Here is a 15,237-nt window from a genome sequence, read left to right on the forward strand (position 1 = left end):
AATTTTAAAGGTTCTTTAAAAAACAAACTTTTGCCTTATGTCAACCAACAGGTCCCCTGCGCTTGGATTTATTTTCGTCACGCTTCTCATTGACGTAATCGGATTGGGAATTATTATTCCTGTGATGCCCAAGCTGATCAGCGAACTGACGGGCGACAATATCAGCGCCGCGGCGAAAGATGGTGGCTGGCTTTTGTTCGCTTATGCGGCAATGCAATTCCTTTGTGCACCTATCATCGGCGGCATCAGCGACCAGTTCGGTAGGCGGCCGGTGCTGCTTGCTTCCCTTTTTGGTTTTGGGATTGATTACATATTCCTTGCATTCGCCCCAACGCTTGCTTGGTTGTATGTAGGCCGCATTATTGCCGGAATCATGGGCGCCAGCTTCACGACCGGCGCAGCTTATATTGCCGATATCAGTACGCCTGAAAAAAGAGCGCAGAACTTTGGGCTATTGGGCGCAGCTTTCGGTCTTGGCTTTATTATCGGTCCAGTTGTCGGGGGATTGCTGGGTCAATACGGTACCCGCGTTCCCTTTATGGCGGCTGCCGGTTTCTCTCTCTTAAACTGGCTCTACGGCTACTTCATTTTACCTGAATCACTGAAACCTGAGAACAGACGCAAATTCGAATGGTCGCGCGCAAATCCGATTGGCTCCCTTCAAAACCTGAAACGCTACCCGGTTATTTATGGCCTGATCCTGTCGCTAGGACTGGTTTACATTGCGCTTCATGCAGTTCAAAGCAACTGGTCATTTTATGTAATGGAAAAATTTAAGTGGAACGAGGCGCAAATCGGATATTCCCTCGGTGCGGTGGGTATTCTCAGTGCGTTTGTCCAAGGCTATTTGATCAGGCTGATTTTGCCTAAAATCGGTCAGAAACGCGGCATTTATCTGGGCCTGCTGCTTTATGCTGTGGGTTTTATGCTCTACGCTTTTGCAACGCAGGGTTGGATGATGTATGTTTTCATGGTCCCTTACATATTAGGTAGTATTGCGGGTCCAGCTTTGCAAGGAATCATATCAACACAAGTGGCAGCTAACGAGCAGGGTGAAATTCAGGGCGCTCTAACAAGCCTGCAAAGTCTGACCTCCATTATCGGGCCTCCGCTAATGACAAATCTGTTTTCTGTCTTCACCGGATCAACAGCTCCTATATATCTGCCTGGCGCGCCAATGCTGGCAGCCGCAGTGCTGACACTGGTCAGCACAATTTTAGCAAGAAGGAGTTTGAAGAGAAATTTTGATTAATACAGCATAATCAGCACAACAAAAACCACCAGCCAGAGCGCGCCTGTAAAGTGCCAGTAACGAGTAAAAAGTTTAATTTGAAGTCGGTTCGGCGGATTCACACTGTAAACGAAGGCATCTACATAAGCGCGGTTCTTGACAGCTTTTCTGAAAAGGTAGATCAGGTAAAGTACCCCTCCGAACATATGTAGCATATGCAGGCCGGTTAACAAATAGATAAATCCTTTGGAAGTACTAAGGCTGCTGAAAACTTGCGAATTCACCATTTCCATCCAACCTCCTACCTGCAATGCAATGAACATGAGGCCCAAGAACATGGTGGCACCTAGAAATACACGATAATGCAAAAAGCGCTCATTTGCAAAAGCCAGATTCGCTTCGTGAAGGGTGATACTGCTGAAAAGGATTACTAATGTACTAAGCCAAAACATGTCCGGGAGTGAGTCCAGGTGACTGATGTCCTTGTGAAGGCTTACAAAAAAGATAATAAAGATCGAGGTAAAAACTAGCGAGCTGCCGATCACGCCCAGCCAAAGCATAAACCCGAGTGGCTCGCGTCGCTTCGTGAAAGGACTTTCCCTTAATTTGGTTGTCGGCTTTGCACTCATTGCTTTCTCTTTTATAGTCGTGTAGTGTTTAATATAACGGATTACGGGCGAGGCGGAACATAGTGTTCACAAATTAATTTATTGCAACGCACCCTGCCAAACTTTGTATCTTTCAAACACTTCTACTAAGTCCTTTTCCTGATCAAAAATTCCAAAAATTGTCGAACCTGATCCGCTCATGGATGCATACGCAGCGCCTTGCTTGTACAACTCCGCTTTTATTTCTTCCAAAAGAGGATATTTTTCAAATAGAGTTGCTTCAAAGTCATTCTTAACTATTCCATTCCACTCAGAAACAGGTAGCCTAAGTACTTCTCTCAGATCTGACCCGCTTGGCTTAGGAACTACACCTGCATAAGCTTCAATTGTCGAGATATGAATACCCGGATTTACTAAAACAATCCATTTTCCCGCTAATCCTATATCGATTCGCTCAAATTGATCACCTTTGCCGAAACAGTAGGCTGGCTGGTTAAGAATGAAAAAAGCACAGTCACTACCTAATCTACGTGCGTAAGAAAGTTGTTTTTCAAAAGATATTTCTAATTCAAACAAATCGTTCAGCGCCTTTATGGCGAAAGCTGCATCAGCTGACCCGCCTCCTAAGCCAGCGCCTATGGGTATAGCTTTCAGCAAATGGATCTTAACTGGTGGCAAAGGATACTCCTCTGCAATCAATTTATACGCCCTGACGCATATGTTGTCACTCTGATCTCCCGGAATCGCAATCCCATCAAACTCCACAGAAAACGCCGTGATAGTTGTGATCTCTAACGCATCCTTCCATCCCACGGGATAAAAGCAGGACTCAATATTATGGAATCCATCTGGCCGCTTTTCTACAATATTCAGCCCGATGTTTATTTTCGCATTCGGAAAAACTAGCATGCTATTCAGGTTACTGCTCCCAGCGCCACTCCTGCCCTATTATCAATTCCTCTTTAAGGCCCTGGGAAATAAGGAAATCCCTTGTCTTCTGATCGGACAGTTTTTTAACACTTATTTTATCGGTATTGGAAAGCGCATACAAATACATGGCGGCAATACGCACTGTCGTTTCCAGTTGCTCTTTATTCACAAGACTGAAATCGTCGCAGTCGGCGTGGTAGCATTGCAGAACCTCGGGATTAAGATGTCCAGAAAGCCCCGCGATAGGTACGCCTTCCAGCATAAAAGGTTGGTGATCGCTGTGCAAACCAGCACGGTTGATGATCTCATTCTTATAATTGCCGTCAACCTGGTGGATCGCATTTCCTACATTGGCAAAGAAATCGTTCATTTCATTTCTTCCAAAAGCGTTAATACCCCTCGGATCATTCGTCATGTCCAGGTTCATCATATAGCTTACCTTCTCTATTCCACCCGATTTTTTCAACTCTCCTACAAAATGCTTGGAGCCAAGTAATCCCTGCTCCTCGCCCATGAAGAGAACGAATTGAATCGTTTTTTCAGGTTTCACTTTCAGCGCCTTGAACGTTCTTGCAATATCAAGCACCGCAAAAGATCCGATCCCGTTATCAATTGCACCCGTCGCCAAGTCCCAGGAATCCAGGTGACCGCCAATGATCACCTTTTCATCCGACTTTCCTTTCAAGGTTGCAATTACGTTTCTCGCTCTGATAGCCTTCGAGGTATTATGCATATCAATGTGCGCCAGCAACGGACCTTCCTCTTTCAGCCATTTGCGAACTTCGAATCCACTTTCGTTTGAAATACATACCGCCGGGATAGAAATAATTGCACCCGTTACCGAAGCTGTGCCGGTAAGCAAAATCTGGCCGGGAGCCCCGTTGACCATAATCACACCGGTCGCTCCGTACTTGATTGCAAGAGCGGTTTTTTCTGATCTGTGCAGATTTTTCTTACCAGTTACGCCTACCAGATTTATATTGGCAAGCGCTACTTTTCCTTTAATCTTGTCTTTGACCTGTTCGAAATCTTCTTCAAGCCCGTTACCAACATCCACAATTTCACCCTGCAAATTTGATTCTTCGGGAGAATGGGCGAGGGAAACGACGGGTACATCTCTGAAATTGTCGCTGCTACCAGGAGCGATCGACAGGGTTACTGTATCACGCATCCAAGCTTCTACCTCAAAAGGTTGGTACTTCACATCTGTAAAACCGTAGCTTTTGAGCAGTTTGAAGGCATATTCCTCCGCTTTTTCGCCATTGGCGCTGCCCGTTAGCCTGTGACCGATTGTTTTGGTCGCATTTTCCAGCGTAGTATAGGCCTTGCTATTTTTCCTTACTTCGCTATCTATGCGTGAAAACGGCTTCTCCCATTTTTTGTCGGCCGAAGTCGCACTCAACAGCGACAATAAACTCCCCCCAACCAAACAGATTTGTATAAATTTTCTCATAGTTCCTGATAAAGGATGTCACCGGTTTATTAGAACACAAATATCTGATAGATATTTGAGCTTACGCAAGATAAACACAAATCAAACTACAATTCGGTCTGTCTGGTTTCATTTGCGAACTTCAATATAGAGAATTTTTTCTACAAGCCTGTCTTAGCGAAATCGCTGGCAATTTCAGCTCTCAGATCAGCAATTTTTTTAATTGTAAACTTTACACTTAAAATTGCGGTTTTCTTTTTCGAGTGGATATTTTTGTACTTTTCAGTAGTTATATTTAAAAATTATAGTGTTATCAAAGCATTAAATATTCATAGCTAATGTATTTCCTGGGATTCGATTTAGGTAGTTCTTCTGTTAAAGCATGTCTCATCCAAGCAGATACGGGGGCAGTCGCGGCCTCCGCTTTTTTCCCTGAACGGGAAATGACCATTGATGCACCCAAGCCTGGCTTTGCTGAGCAACAGCCTGAAAACTGGTGGAAAAACGCCTGCCTCGCCTCTCAGGCGGTTGTCAGAAAAGCTGGTATTAAACCAGAGGAGGTAGCAGCGATCGGTATTTCTTATCAAATGCATGGCCTTGTCGTAGTTGATGAACAGCTTAATGTCCTCAGACCGTCTATCATTTGGTGTGACAGCCGCGCCGTGGAAGTAGGTAACAAAGCGATGGAGGAACTGGGTGAAGAATATGTACTTCCTCATCTGCTCAATTCTCCCGGAAATTTCACGGCGGCCAAACTTGGCTGGGTGAAGCAAAACGAACCAGACGTTTACGCCAAAGTCTATAAGTTCATGCTTCCCGGCGACTATCTCGCGATGCGCATGACGAAAGAAGTCGTGACAACGCCGTCAGGCTTGTCGGAAGGTATCTTCTGGGATTTCGTCAACAAACGCCCCGCTGACTTCCTTTTCGATCACTTCGGTTTCGATCCAAATATTCTTCCAACCGTATTACCCACTTTTTCCGACCAGGGCCGCATTACCGCGGAGGCGGCGGAAGCGCTTGGCTTGAAGCAGGGCATTCCAGTTACATACCGGGCGGGTGACCAGCCTAACAATGCATTCTCTCTCAATGTACTCGAACCGGGAGAAGTGGCGGCTACTGCCGGCACTTCCGGAGTTGTGTACGGCGTGAGTGATCAAATCAAGTTTGATGCCAAATCTCGTGTTAACACTTTTCTCCACGTTAATCCTGTTTCGCAGGAAGATCGATATGGGGTTTTGCTATGCGTAAATGGAACCGGCAGTTTGAACGGCTGGCTTCGAAATTCCCTTTTCCAGGGGAATATCAGCTATCCAGAAATGAACCAGCTCGCAGCAGCCGCCCCTATTGGTTCCGACGGACTTTACTGTCTTCCTTTCGGAAATGGGGCCGAGCGGATGTTGGAAAACCAGGACCCGGGCAGCACTTTTAAAGGCTTGCAATTCAGTCGCCATAATCTCAATCACTACACGCGCGCTTCCCAGGAAGGCATCGTGTTCGCATTATATTACGGAATGGAGATCATGGAAACGGTTGGTGTTTCCCTCAAAAACATCCGAGCAGGCGAAGCCAATATGTTCCTCAGCCCGGTATTCCGCGAGACTTTCGCCAACGTATCCGGAGCTACGGTTGAGCTTTACAATACCGACGGGGCTCAGGGTGCAGCCCGCGCAGCAGGATTTGGTCTGGGTTATTACAAAAACCGCGCTGATGCATTTACCGGCCTGACCGCATTGCAGACCATAGAACCGAACACAGAAGCTACTTCTGCTACAAAGGATGCCTACGAAAAGTGGAAAGAAGCCTTAGAAGCAAGTCTATAAGTTGGCGCTGGTCTCATAGTTTCATTATGAGACCAGCAACTTTACAATATGCTTCGTAACAAGTAGAAGCCCTAGTTAAGCACTTACTGCCGCCGCTTTCACATACTCATCAACCTTAAAAGCGACGATTTCCGCGACTTTTACGGTTTGTTCGTCCTTATTCTGGTATTGCCGGTAGTTAATGCGGCCTTCTACGACGATCATCTTGCCCTTTTCTAAAAGCGTCTCACATTTCTGAGCAACCTGTCCCCAGGCTACGATCGCATGCCAGGTCGTGCTTTTTATTTCCTCCTTGTTCTTATTCTGGTAATTCTCGTCTGTGGCCAGCGAAAAGGTCGCAATTTTTCCGCCTTCAAAGTCTCTGACATTGATTTCACGTCCTACGTTTCCAATCAGTTTTACTGAGTTCATCTTGTTAATGTTTAAAATGTAATTTGACAATACCGTTGTCTGAACGACAATGCAAATGTGGGGGCAGAGTAAAAAATGATTCGGTTATTAACCATTTATAACCATATAAAAACATTTGCAGCCGTTTGCAAATGGATATGGGACTTTGTTGGTCTGACGCGAATTTTACTATATTGCGCCAGTAGAGGTATACACACTGTAAAGTCCGGAAGCGGACTTGAATCAAATAGTCAGAAATGAAGAACTGCCTGGAATGCGAAAAACCATTAATGGGTAGAGTAGACAAGAAGTTCTGCTCAGATATGTGCCGGAACAGCTACAATAACCGGCTGAACTCTGACTCTTACAATGTGGTCAGAAACATGAACAATCAGCTGCGAAAAAACCGCAGGATACTTGAAGATCTTTGCCCGGAGGATAAATCAAAGACTACCAAAAGTGCATTGATAGGTAAAGGTTTTGATTTCAATCTGATCACGAGTATCCGGACTACGCTGAAAGGAAGCGTCTATTATTTCGTTTATGACTACGGTTATCTTGAACTTGAAAATGATTTTTATCTGATCGTCAAGGATAAACGATTGGAGAAATAAATATTTTTGCACCGAATCAAATATTCATTGGAATGAAAAAAGTAAGCCTCAGTGACTCAGGACCAAAGGTTTCAGAAGCGATTTATGGTTTTTGGAGATGGACGGATGAAGGGATTGCGACTACTTCGCAGATCGAAAAAACAGTCAATCTCTGTCTTGAACTGGGGATTAATACTTTTGACCATGCCGATATTTATGGAGACGGAAGCATTGAAGAGCATTTTGGCAAGATCATTCACAATAAATCCTTTAAACGCGAGGATATTGTTTTGTTCAGCAAATGCGGCGTAAGGCAAACTCCTAATAAGTATCTGACCTATTTTGATACTTCGCGTGATCATATTGTCAATAGCATCAATAGTTCGCTAAAAAGGTTGAGGACCGATTATCTCGATATTTTCCTTTTGCATCAAAGTGATTTTCTGTCTGACCCGGAAGAAACGGCAATGGCGCTTGCAGAGGTTGTGAAGTCGGGTAAGGCGCGGCATATCGGTGTCGCGAACTTTACTGTTTTCCAGCACCAATTACTGGCCTCCTATCTTCGGATCCCAATCGTGACCAATCATATTGAGCTGAACCTAATGAATACTTCGGCTATCGAGGACGGACGAATTGATTTTATCAAGCAAAGTTTCAGCAAGCCACTTGCCTGGGCGCCGCTCGCAGGAGGTAAAATTTTGAATGGTACTGACGAAAAGGTTGTTCGATTGAGGACTAAACTGGAAGAGGTAGGGCGAAAATACAATGCCAATATCGAACAGACTGCGGTAGCCTGGCTTATGAAATTGGGCACACTTCCTATTATCGGTTCGTTGTCAGAGTCAAGAATAAGAAATGCGGCGAGCGCGTCGGATATCAAATTGAGCCGGGAAGATTGGTATGAGATCTACCACGTTTCCGGAAAATAATCCATCGCAGCTATTTGCTCAATATAATATTCCAGTCATTCCCACTTCCGACACCTTTCTTTTCGGAAAAGCTACCCATATTAATGCCGAGAGAGAATTGGAGTAAGCTATTGAAATAGCCCGCCAGTTCTCCCTCCGGCACATCGCCAAATGTATTTACATAGCGAACTCTTCCCTGAAAAACACTGGAATCCCCTTTTGATATCTTGACGGTAACAGCCTCGCCCATTTGTATGTGCAGGTTTTCGAAGAGCTTTTTATCAATATTGGTCCAAACATTTCCGTACTGAACGTCCAGAATAGGGATACTGCCGAAGATTTTTCCATCCTTGAAAGCGGCTCTTTGATAAGGCAAAGTGTCAACCTTCGCCGGTAGCTTTGGACCTACCTCCTCAAATGAAATTGCCCGCGAAGCAAGTCGCGCGCCGGTAAATGCATATACGTCACGGCCGTGAAAAGTATAAGACTCATTGGAATTCTTTCTCCGATTATTCACTTCATCGATCTCACGCACCTCTTTGATACCCATTTGCTCAGCCACCAAAGTGAGTGTTCCATTATCGGGAGTTACAAAGTAATGTCCGGACTCGGTGAGCAAAACAACAGACTTCCGCTTGGTACCTACGCCGGGATCAACCACTGAGACGAAAACTGTTCCGACAGGCCAGTAGGGAGCGGTTTGCACGAGTCTGTAAGCTGCTTCCCAGATATTATATGCCGGGATTTCGTGGGTTACATCGTATATCCGGATATCTTTTGAAACACCCGAAGCCACGCCTTTCATCGCCGACACTGCTCCATCTTTCAACCCGAAGTCGGACTGAAAAACGAGCGTAGAATTCGGTCTATCGTCGCGGCCACAGCCCAGGCAGCACAGGAAAATGAATAGTGCAGCGAAAGACTGCCTCGACGCTATTTTTTGCATTAGTTCTGATATTTAAAACCAAAAACTACTTTTTCAACTGTTTTGCATCCAGTTTACGGATAATATCCTTTTTATTGAACAATAACCGCCAGACAGAAAATGGCACTTCTGCATTCTGCGTGCACGTTTTACAGATAATACTCTCTACAGGCACCGGTGCATTATATACCAGCATGGAATCGCCGAGCTGCTGCAAATTATCGCCCGCTGCTGTCTTACTTTTCGCACTGAACAAATATGCGTCCAAAAGCTCCTGCTCTTTCGGGGCCAGCCTGCTGCTTTTCAGGTCACCTTCTCCCAATAGTTCTACCTGCACGCCGTATTCTTTTTGCAATGCAGCTATCACCGGAATTTCACTCAATGTATTACAAAATTTCTTTCCGCTCTCCGGATTCTTTTCAATCTCCGCTTTCAATGATTTTTCGGCAATTTGCGATATTTTTTTACCCCATTCGTTGGCCGAATAAACGAGCTGCGTATTGGTTACCCGCTTGATCTGCGACGCCTTAATTTCATTTGTAAGTGCCTTCGTTTGCTCCACGCGCCCGCTGGAATCACATCCGTAGAGCGCCAGTGCCACTATTAGAATACAAAATCCCTTTTTCATATTAATCTGAAACTTTTAAAAACGAAACAATAAAGTACTACGACACCGGGATTCTCCGCTCAACTTTCATTACATCTAAAATGCGTATCTTTGTGCCCCAAATGTAGTTTGCCAAAGATATTCAATAAAGATGATCGATAAGTTAGAAGCCATAAAAGAACGCTTTGATGAGGTTTCCCAACAAATAATTCAGCCGGAAATCGTCTCGGATTCTGCCCGTTATTCCAAAATAAGCAAAGAATATAAAGATCTCGGGAGGATCGTGGAGCATTATGAGCTTTATCTGAAACTGCAAAAGGATATTGCCGGCAACAAAGAGCTGATCGCGACTGAAAAGGACGAAGAGTTGCGCGATATGGCCAAGGAGGAACTTGACGACCTGACTCCTAAACTGGAAGCAGTTGAACAGGCTATCAAGGAGTTACTTATTCCGAAAGATCCGAACGACAGCAGAAATATTATCCTGGAAGTTCGGGGGGGTACCGGCGGTGATGAAGCGGCTATTTTCGCAGGAGACCTGTTCCGGATGTATCAGCGTTTCTTCGAAAAGATGGGCTGGCGCTCGTCTATTATGGATTTTACCGAAGGTTCGAACGGCGGCTACAAAGAGATTATCTGCAAAGTAGAAGGTGAGGATGTGTATGGAAAAATGAAGTTTGAATCGGGTGTGCATCGGGTTCAGCGTGTTCCGCAGACCGAATCGCAGGGACGTATCCATACTTCAGCAGCTTCTGTGGCGGTATTGCCGGAAGCGGAAGAAGTGGATGTGCAGATCAATATGAATGATGTGAGGGTTGATACTTTTCAATCGTCAGGCGCGGGTGGACAATCGGTTAACACTACTTATTCTGCGGTTCGACTTACCCACATTCCATCGGGTTTGGTTGTGAGCTGCCAGGATGAACGTTCGCAGCTCAAAAACAAGGATCGTGCATTGAGCGTTCTGCGTTCAAGATTATACGAAATCAAGCTAAAAGAGCATAATGATGCGATCAGTTCGCAGCGGAAATCAATGGTAGGGAGCGGCGACCGGTCTGACAAGATCCGCACTTATAACTATCCACAAAGCCGCATAACAGACCACCGGATCGGATACACGGTTTACAATCTTCCCGCAGTAATGGAGGGCGACATCGCCGAATTTATCGAAAGACTGCGCATCGCAGAAAATGCAGAACGCATGCAGGAAGGGGAAACGGTTTAGGGTTGATCAGAGTAGAAATTGAATAGCAGACAGCTCTCGACCCACTTGTTGTACACCTTCCAGAATTCGGCGGGTTTGAGTTGAAGAAGGTTTTTTGGTGCCACTGATATACTGCGCTAACAAACTCTGATTCATGTTAATCCTTTTACTCAATGCATTAACATTCAGAACTTTGTAAAACTCAAAGAAACTTTGTAAGTCTGGGCGCAGTATAAGCTCGTCAATAGAATATTCAAATCCGAAGTCCTCGGAAGCCAGATTTGCAGCCTCGACAATATTCTTTTTCAAGTCTTCAAAATCATCTCCCTGTGTAGCGATATATCTTCCTTTCGAAGAGGATATAGCACTATAACCTATCTCTTCTTTAATAATATCAAATGTCAAAACGGGCTTTTTCATCGCTTGTTTGTTTCAATCTCTGCTACTTTCAGAATAAAAACAAGGAGACCTTTCTTAACCTCCTTTGCGCCATGATTCGGAACGACCAACTGGCCGCTCTTGGTCGGATGCTGCATGATAATGTGACTACCGTTTTGCCTGACATGGAACCAGCCGTCCTTTTTGAGCATCCTCAACAATTCACTGCATTTCATACAAAAGTAATAAATTTATTACCTGTACAGTCGATCTGTCAGATAACTAATTGAAAAACTTATTGCAGGAAGCTGAGTGTTGAATCGCAGGCTTTACCTCGCCCGGTATTTCTCTTTATACGTCTTGGCCTTGTAGTTTTCGAAGTCTTCTTTTTTGTAAAAATCCTCCCCGAAAAAAGTGATTACTTCGTGGAATTCTTTGGGTTTCATGTAGCCGGGAAGTGGCTGGATCATATTGAATTGATCGTCGAGAAAGACCGTTGTTGGATAGCTGGGCTGATTATTCGTGAGCGCCAGTGCAATTTGATTAATACCCTTTGCGCCCTGCGGAAGGAATTCGAATTTTTTATCGCCTAAAATGATGGTTTTCTTTTGCTCCGCATCGAGCTTCACCGCGTAGTAATTTGCATTGACATATTCGACAATAGCCTTATTTTTAAAAGTTTCCCTATCCATTACCTTGCACCAGCCGCACCAGTCGGTATACAAATCAATCATCACCTTCTTGGGCTCTTTTTTGATCTTTTCGTAAGCTTCTTCGATCGTAATCCAATTGATCTGATCGGCATTACGCGTTACGGAATCAGACTTAAAGCCAGTCGAAGTCAATATAACAACTACGAAAAGAAGGGTACTTGTGATGAAGTTTTTCATGCTATTTTATTTTGATCTGCTAACAAAAAACAGTTCATTCTAATTGTCCAACTTACTAATAAATTGAAAGTGAGCAAAATAAATTCACTCTTTCACGGCCACCTTTTGTTTTTGCTTCGCGAAAGATATTAAAATACCTCCGCCAACAATTAGCAGCATACCAATCAACATGGAAACGGACGGGAAAGATTCACCCATTAGAAATCCGATCAGAACCGAAAACAATATATTGGAGTAACCAATTGCCGCCACCCTACCCGCTTTATCGTGGGTAAAAGATTGGGTAAGCATTTTCTGACCCATTAATGCAGTCAGGCCCAAAGCCAGAAAACCCAGCCATTGAAATGCATTGTCGGGCCATTTAAAAGTGCCGATCAGAAAGTCCAGATTCTCCATCGGAAAATAAGTACCTACCAGCATGGATATGACTGGCATGACAATTCCGCTCAACATAAAAGACAATATGATCGTCCGTGTATCGTACACAAGTCCAAGCTGGCGGATCGATAAATAGGAAACGGCTGTTAGCAACGCATTACCTAATCCCAAAGCATTGTCGCGGAGTGAAATCGAAAGATCGGGCCGGAATACAAAGAGAATTCCCGCAAAGCCAATAAAAATCGCAAGCCACTCGCGCGGATTCAAAGTTTCGCCAATGAGCAGCCACGAAAACAGCGCCAAAAAGATCGGATAAGTGTATTGGTAAGTCGACGCCCTGCCTAATCCCAGCGTTTGAATCGCATAAAAAAGCATATAAAGCGACAGCGTACCCACCACTCCGCGAAAAATAAGCAGCCCCAGCTTCCCTCCCTCCTGGATCAGCGGTCGTTTCCAGATACTCGCCGCCACGAAGACCACGCCAACGATATTTCTAAAAAATACGAGCTGTACAATATGAAATTCTCGGCCCAGCCACTTCGAAATCGCAGAAGTGAGCGCAAAGAAAAAAGCCGCGCCGAGCATCAGGTAAATGCCTTTGAGGGGAGCGTCAGCAGGGAGAATTTCAGGTTTCGAAGTCAACAAATTAGATTTTGCGCAAAGATAAGCGATAACGCGCCCCATAATTAAATGAATGCGAATAGCTACCTTTGCCAGCGTTTGGTGCCCGCAGCGATTTCAAAATTGCTTTTGTGGCTTAATAGGGAATTTCGTTAAAACCGGAAGCTGTCCCCGCAACTGTAAGTCTGCTATATTGACCTGATCTTCAAAGCCACTGTGTAAAAACGGGAAGGCGCAGGAACAAAAGACGAGCCAGGAGACCTGCCAGAACGATTAGATCTGAATGCTTTCGGAGGAAAAGCAAAAAGGCGGTTAGCTATCGTGAGGAGTATCTAAGTGACTATTTATCAGAAGTTTGTATTGTTTGTTACCTTGACAGCGAGTGCGCTTTTGTCAGGAAATAGCTATGCGCAAACTGACTCTGTTTCGCTGGAACCGGTCAATATCAAAGGTTTTGTTCCCGAAAAATTCATGAGCGGTTTAAAGATACAACAGATCGACTCGGCCACGCTTTACACTTACAAGTTTCAGAATATAAGTGAGCTACTATCCGTTTTTACGCCTATCGCATTCAATAAATATGGGCCCGGACAACTGACGACAGCTTTTTTTCGAGGTACCTCCGCAAATCACACGGCTGTTCTGTGGAACGGTTTGAATATCAATTCCCCGATATTGGGGCAAACTGATTTTTCCACCATCCCTGTCGCAGGATTCGATGCATTGTCGGTCCAGTTTGGTTCGGCTTCGAGTATTGTGGGTACGGATGCGGTTGGCGGGAGTATTCTTTTGAGCAGCATTCCCCAAAATCAGACAAACGAAGCTTCCGTCGCAGGCCAGATCGAAAGTTTTGACAATTACCAGATGCAGCTGGCCGCCAGGTATCATTCGGTATTAAATGAAAAATGGAGTATTTCAGGAAAAACAAGCGGCTATTTCAATCGGATGAACAACCATTTTCCTTACCGGGAAAGAAGGGAATATGCATTGCTGCCGGCGGAAGCCGATCAAAAAGGATTGATACAGGATATATTTCTGACTTCCAAAAATGACCAGGAAATTTCTGCACACGTGTGGCTTACCGGTAATAAACTAGTCACTTCGCCCGCCAATCTGGCCGGGCGCGAGCTCACACTTACCGAAGCTTACCGGACCATGTTGCGTTACCGCATTCGCGATCTTACCTTACGGACTGCCTGGGTCCGCGACGTGATTGATTATGCAAAAGGTGACTTCAAAAATGTTGATCATGCAGTTACAGACAAGTTTTCCACGCGCGCTGAACAGGATTTCACTTGGAATTTGAATAATCTGGGAAGTAATATATATGTAAAGGCCGGCGCCGAATGGACGCATTACCGCACCAGTGTGGCGGGCTATGAAAAACCTCTTATCACCGAAGATCGCGCGGATATTTACCTGCTCACGCGCTGGCAGGCCAACCGGCGGCTCGTGGTTTCTCTTAATCTGAGACAAGCATTGGTTACCGGATACAATCCACCGTTTACTCCGTCGATAGGATCTGAATATCAGTTATTTCAAAGAAATTCTTATCAACTAAAACTGAAAGGCTCTCTGGCCAGAAGCTACCGCGTGCCCACACTGAATGAACGCTACTGGGCAATTTTAGGTAATCCGGATATTAAACCCGAAAGTGGCTGGAATAAGGAAATTGGTTTAGAGCAAAGTTTAAAAAGCACATTTGGGGACGTTTTTACAGCTTCCATCACGGGTTACCATAATCGCGTGAAAGACTGGACTTACTGGAATCCGATGAAAAATTACCGGGTCGAGAATTTGCAGCAGGTACTCGCCCGCGGACTTGAATTGCAACTCAGCTGGCGACGGGATTTCGGCGCTGCAAAGTCCGGCCTGAACTTCAATTATGCATGGAATAAAAGTGTACAGGAAAAAGCTTACGACGCCTATTCGGTGGATGTGATTGGAAAACAATTGCGTTTTGTACCACTTCACAGTGCGGGTTTGAATACTTTTTTTCAATACAAAAATATGAGATTAACTGCTCAGGTTCAGTCTGTTGGGAAACGTTACATTACTTTCGACAATTCTACGTTTCTGAAAGAATATGCATTGGTGCACCTGATCGGGGAGGTAACGATTCCGTTATCTGCGGTATATTTGCGGGTTCAGGGGCAGATTAATAACGTTTCAAATACCTTTTATCTCAATACCCAAAACAACGCAATGCCCGGAAGAAGCTTCGCTATTAATATGGTAGCTGCGTTTCGGAAAGGTCCGAAAAGGCTTCCGATCCTGGAAAATTAAACGAGCGATTTCGCATTATTACTTTTTACATAA

Annotated in this window: 16 protein-coding genes and 1 riboswitch; of the genes, 6 read left to right on the top strand and 10 right to left on the bottom strand. The window is 44.8% G+C overall.

All coding sequences use genetic code 11. The annotated features are described in order from the left end of the window. Window positions 1–37 precede the first annotated feature (37 nt). The gene (locus tag KOD92_RS17800; protein WP_215234944.1) at window positions 38–1,252 is read left to right on the top strand and encodes a TCR/Tet family MFS transporter; all 1,215 of its coding nucleotides are present in this window, start codon (window positions 38–40) and stop codon (window positions 1,250–1,252) included. Here the strand turns inward: KOD92_RS17800 and KOD92_RS17805 are convergent. From KOD92_RS17805 to KOD92_RS17815, 3 genes are all read right to left on the bottom strand, one after another. After that, a complete protein-coding gene (locus KOD92_RS17805; RefSeq protein ID WP_215234945.1) occupies window positions 1,249–1,860 on the bottom strand; it encodes a cytochrome c oxidase subunit 3 in 612 nt (203 codons plus the stop codon). The genes KOD92_RS17800 and KOD92_RS17805 overlap by 4 nt on opposite strands. Before the next feature lie 78 nt (window positions 1,861–1,938). Further along, window positions 1,939–2,748 (bottom strand): 4-(cytidine 5'-diphospho)-2-C-methyl-D-erythritol kinase, encoded by an 810-nt coding sequence (gene ispE / locus KOD92_RS17810; protein ID WP_215234946.1) that lies wholly within the window; start codon window positions 2,746–2,748, stop codon window positions 1,939–1,941. 10 nt (window positions 2,749–2,758) lie between these two features. Beyond that, window positions 2,759–4,222, bottom strand: a complete 1,464-nt coding sequence (locus KOD92_RS17815; RefSeq protein WP_215234947.1) for a M28 family peptidase — start codon at window positions 4,220–4,222, stop codon at window positions 2,759–2,761. A gap of 317 nt (window positions 4,223–4,539) precedes the next feature. Here KOD92_RS17815 and KOD92_RS17820 point away from each other — a divergent pair, with 317 nt between their 5' ends. Then, window positions 4,540–6,024 carry a xylulokinase gene (locus KOD92_RS17820; protein WP_215234948.1) on the top strand — a complete coding sequence of 495 codons (1,485 nt, stop codon included), beginning with the start codon at window positions 4,540–4,542 and terminating at the stop codon, window positions 6,022–6,024. A gap of 75 nt (window positions 6,025–6,099) precedes the next feature. Here the strand turns inward: KOD92_RS17820 and KOD92_RS17825 are convergent, their stop codons facing one another. Next, complete coding sequence (locus tag KOD92_RS17825) at window positions 6,100–6,435, bottom strand: single-stranded DNA-binding protein (protein ID WP_215234949.1); 336 nt, start codon at window positions 6,433–6,435, stop codon at window positions 6,100–6,102. A gap of 236 nt (window positions 6,436–6,671) precedes the next feature. On the opposite strand from KOD92_RS17825, the gene KOD92_RS17830 reads away from it, so the two are divergent. Further along, entirely contained in the window at window positions 6,672–7,028 is a 357-nt protein-coding gene (locus KOD92_RS17830; RefSeq protein WP_215234950.1) for a hypothetical protein, read from the top strand. A 32-nt stretch (window positions 7,029–7,060) separates the two neighbouring features. Next, window positions 7,061–7,936 (top strand): aldo/keto reductase, encoded by an 876-nt coding sequence (locus tag KOD92_RS17835; RefSeq protein ID WP_215234951.1) that lies wholly within the window; start codon window positions 7,061–7,063, stop codon window positions 7,934–7,936. 10 nt (window positions 7,937–7,946) lie between these two features. Here the strand turns inward: KOD92_RS17835 and KOD92_RS17840 are convergent, their stop codons facing one another. Both KOD92_RS17840 and KOD92_RS17845 read right to left on the bottom strand, forming a co-directional pair. Further along, window positions 7,947–8,861, bottom strand: coding sequence for an SAM hydrolase/SAM-dependent halogenase family protein (locus KOD92_RS17840; protein ID WP_215234952.1), 915 nt, complete (start codon window positions 8,859–8,861; stop codon window positions 7,947–7,949). Window positions 8,862–8,886: 25 nt separating this feature from the next. Next, a complete protein-coding gene (locus KOD92_RS17845; protein ID WP_215234953.1) occupies window positions 8,887–9,468 on the bottom strand; it encodes a hypothetical protein in 582 nt (193 codons plus the stop codon). 130 nt (window positions 9,469–9,598) lie between these two features. Between KOD92_RS17845 and prfA the strand changes: the two genes are divergently transcribed. Next, entirely contained in the window at window positions 9,599–10,672 is a 1,074-nt protein-coding gene (prfA, locus tag KOD92_RS17850) for a peptide chain release factor 1 (protein WP_215234954.1), read from the top strand. Between the two features lie 6 nt (window positions 10,673–10,678). On the opposite strand, the gene KOD92_RS17855 is transcribed toward prfA, so the two are convergent. From KOD92_RS17855 to KOD92_RS17870, 4 genes are all read right to left on the bottom strand, one after another. Beyond that, complete coding sequence (locus tag KOD92_RS17855) at window positions 10,679–11,071, bottom strand: hypothetical protein (RefSeq protein ID WP_215234955.1); 393 nt, start codon at window positions 11,069–11,071, stop codon at window positions 10,679–10,681. After that, window positions 11,068–11,265 carry a type II toxin-antitoxin system HicA family toxin gene (locus tag KOD92_RS17860; RefSeq protein ID WP_215234956.1) on the bottom strand — a complete coding sequence of 66 codons (198 nt, stop codon included), beginning with the start codon at window positions 11,263–11,265 and terminating at the stop codon, window positions 11,068–11,070. The genes KOD92_RS17855 and KOD92_RS17860 overlap by 4 nt, the downstream gene beginning before the upstream one ends. 93 nt (window positions 11,266–11,358) lie before the next feature. Continuing rightward, complete coding sequence (locus KOD92_RS17865; protein WP_215234957.1) at window positions 11,359–11,919, bottom strand: thioredoxin family protein; 561 nt, start codon at window positions 11,917–11,919, stop codon at window positions 11,359–11,361. A gap of 84 nt (window positions 11,920–12,003) precedes the next feature. Continuing rightward, window positions 12,004–12,939, bottom strand: a complete 936-nt coding sequence (locus KOD92_RS17870; protein ID WP_229254733.1) for a DMT family transporter — start codon at window positions 12,937–12,939, stop codon at window positions 12,004–12,006. Between the two features lie 62 nt (window positions 12,940–13,001). Further along, window positions 13,002–13,202: riboswitch (cobalamin riboswitch) on the top strand. A gap of 76 nt (window positions 13,203–13,278) precedes the next feature. On the opposite strand from KOD92_RS17870, the gene KOD92_RS17875 reads away from it, so the two are divergent. Beyond that, window positions 13,279–15,204 carry a TonB-dependent receptor plug domain-containing protein gene (locus tag KOD92_RS17875; protein ID WP_229254734.1) on the top strand — a complete coding sequence of 642 codons (1,926 nt, stop codon included), beginning with the start codon at window positions 13,279–13,281 and terminating at the stop codon, window positions 15,202–15,204. Window positions 15,205–15,237: the final 33 nt, after the last annotated feature.

This window comes from Dyadobacter linearis (genome assembly GCF_907165045.1).
Lineage (GTDB): Bacteria > Bacteroidota > Bacteroidia > Cytophagales > Spirosomataceae > Dyadobacter > Dyadobacter linearis.

Excerpts from the sequence above, each read along its gene's own strand:
- KOD92_RS17800 (WP_215234944.1), top strand. The coding sequence starts at position 38 with ATGTCAACCAACAGGTCCCCTGCGCTTGGATTTATTTTCGTCACGCTT.
- KOD92_RS17805 (WP_215234945.1), bottom strand. The coding sequence starts at position 1,860 with ATGAGTGCAAAGCCGACAACCAAATTAAGGGAAAGTCCTTTCACGAAG.
- ispE (WP_215234946.1), bottom strand. The coding sequence starts at position 2,748 with ATGCTAGTTTTTCCGAATGCGAAAATAAACATCGGGCTGAATATTGTA.
- KOD92_RS17815 (WP_215234947.1), bottom strand. The coding sequence starts at position 4,222 with ATGAGAAAATTTATACAAATCTGTTTGGTTGGGGGGAGTTTATTGTCG.
- KOD92_RS17820 (WP_215234948.1), top strand. The coding sequence starts at position 4,540 with ATGTATTTCCTGGGATTCGATTTAGGTAGTTCTTCTGTTAAAGCATGT.
- KOD92_RS17825 (WP_215234949.1), bottom strand. The coding sequence starts at position 6,435 with ATGAACTCAGTAAAACTGATTGGAAACGTAGGACGTGAAATCAATGTC.
- KOD92_RS17830 (WP_215234950.1), top strand. The coding sequence starts at position 6,672 with ATGAAGAACTGCCTGGAATGCGAAAAACCATTAATGGGTAGAGTAGAC.
- KOD92_RS17835 (WP_215234951.1), top strand. The coding sequence starts at position 7,061 with ATGAAAAAAGTAAGCCTCAGTGACTCAGGACCAAAGGTTTCAGAAGCG.
- KOD92_RS17840 (WP_215234952.1), bottom strand. The coding sequence starts at position 8,861 with ATGCAAAAAATAGCGTCGAGGCAGTCTTTCGCTGCACTATTCATTTTC.
- KOD92_RS17845 (WP_215234953.1), bottom strand. The coding sequence starts at position 9,468 with ATGAAAAAGGGATTTTGTATTCTAATAGTGGCACTGGCGCTCTACGGA.
- prfA (WP_215234954.1), top strand. The coding sequence starts at position 9,599 with ATGATCGATAAGTTAGAAGCCATAAAAGAACGCTTTGATGAGGTTTCC.
- KOD92_RS17855 (WP_215234955.1), bottom strand. The coding sequence starts at position 11,071 with ATGAAAAAGCCCGTTTTGACATTTGATATTATTAAAGAAGAGATAGGT.
- KOD92_RS17860 (WP_215234956.1), bottom strand. The coding sequence starts at position 11,265 with ATGAAATGCAGTGAATTGTTGAGGATGCTCAAAAAGGACGGCTGGTTC.
- KOD92_RS17865 (WP_215234957.1), bottom strand. The coding sequence starts at position 11,919 with ATGAAAAACTTCATCACAAGTACCCTTCTTTTCGTAGTTGTTATATTG.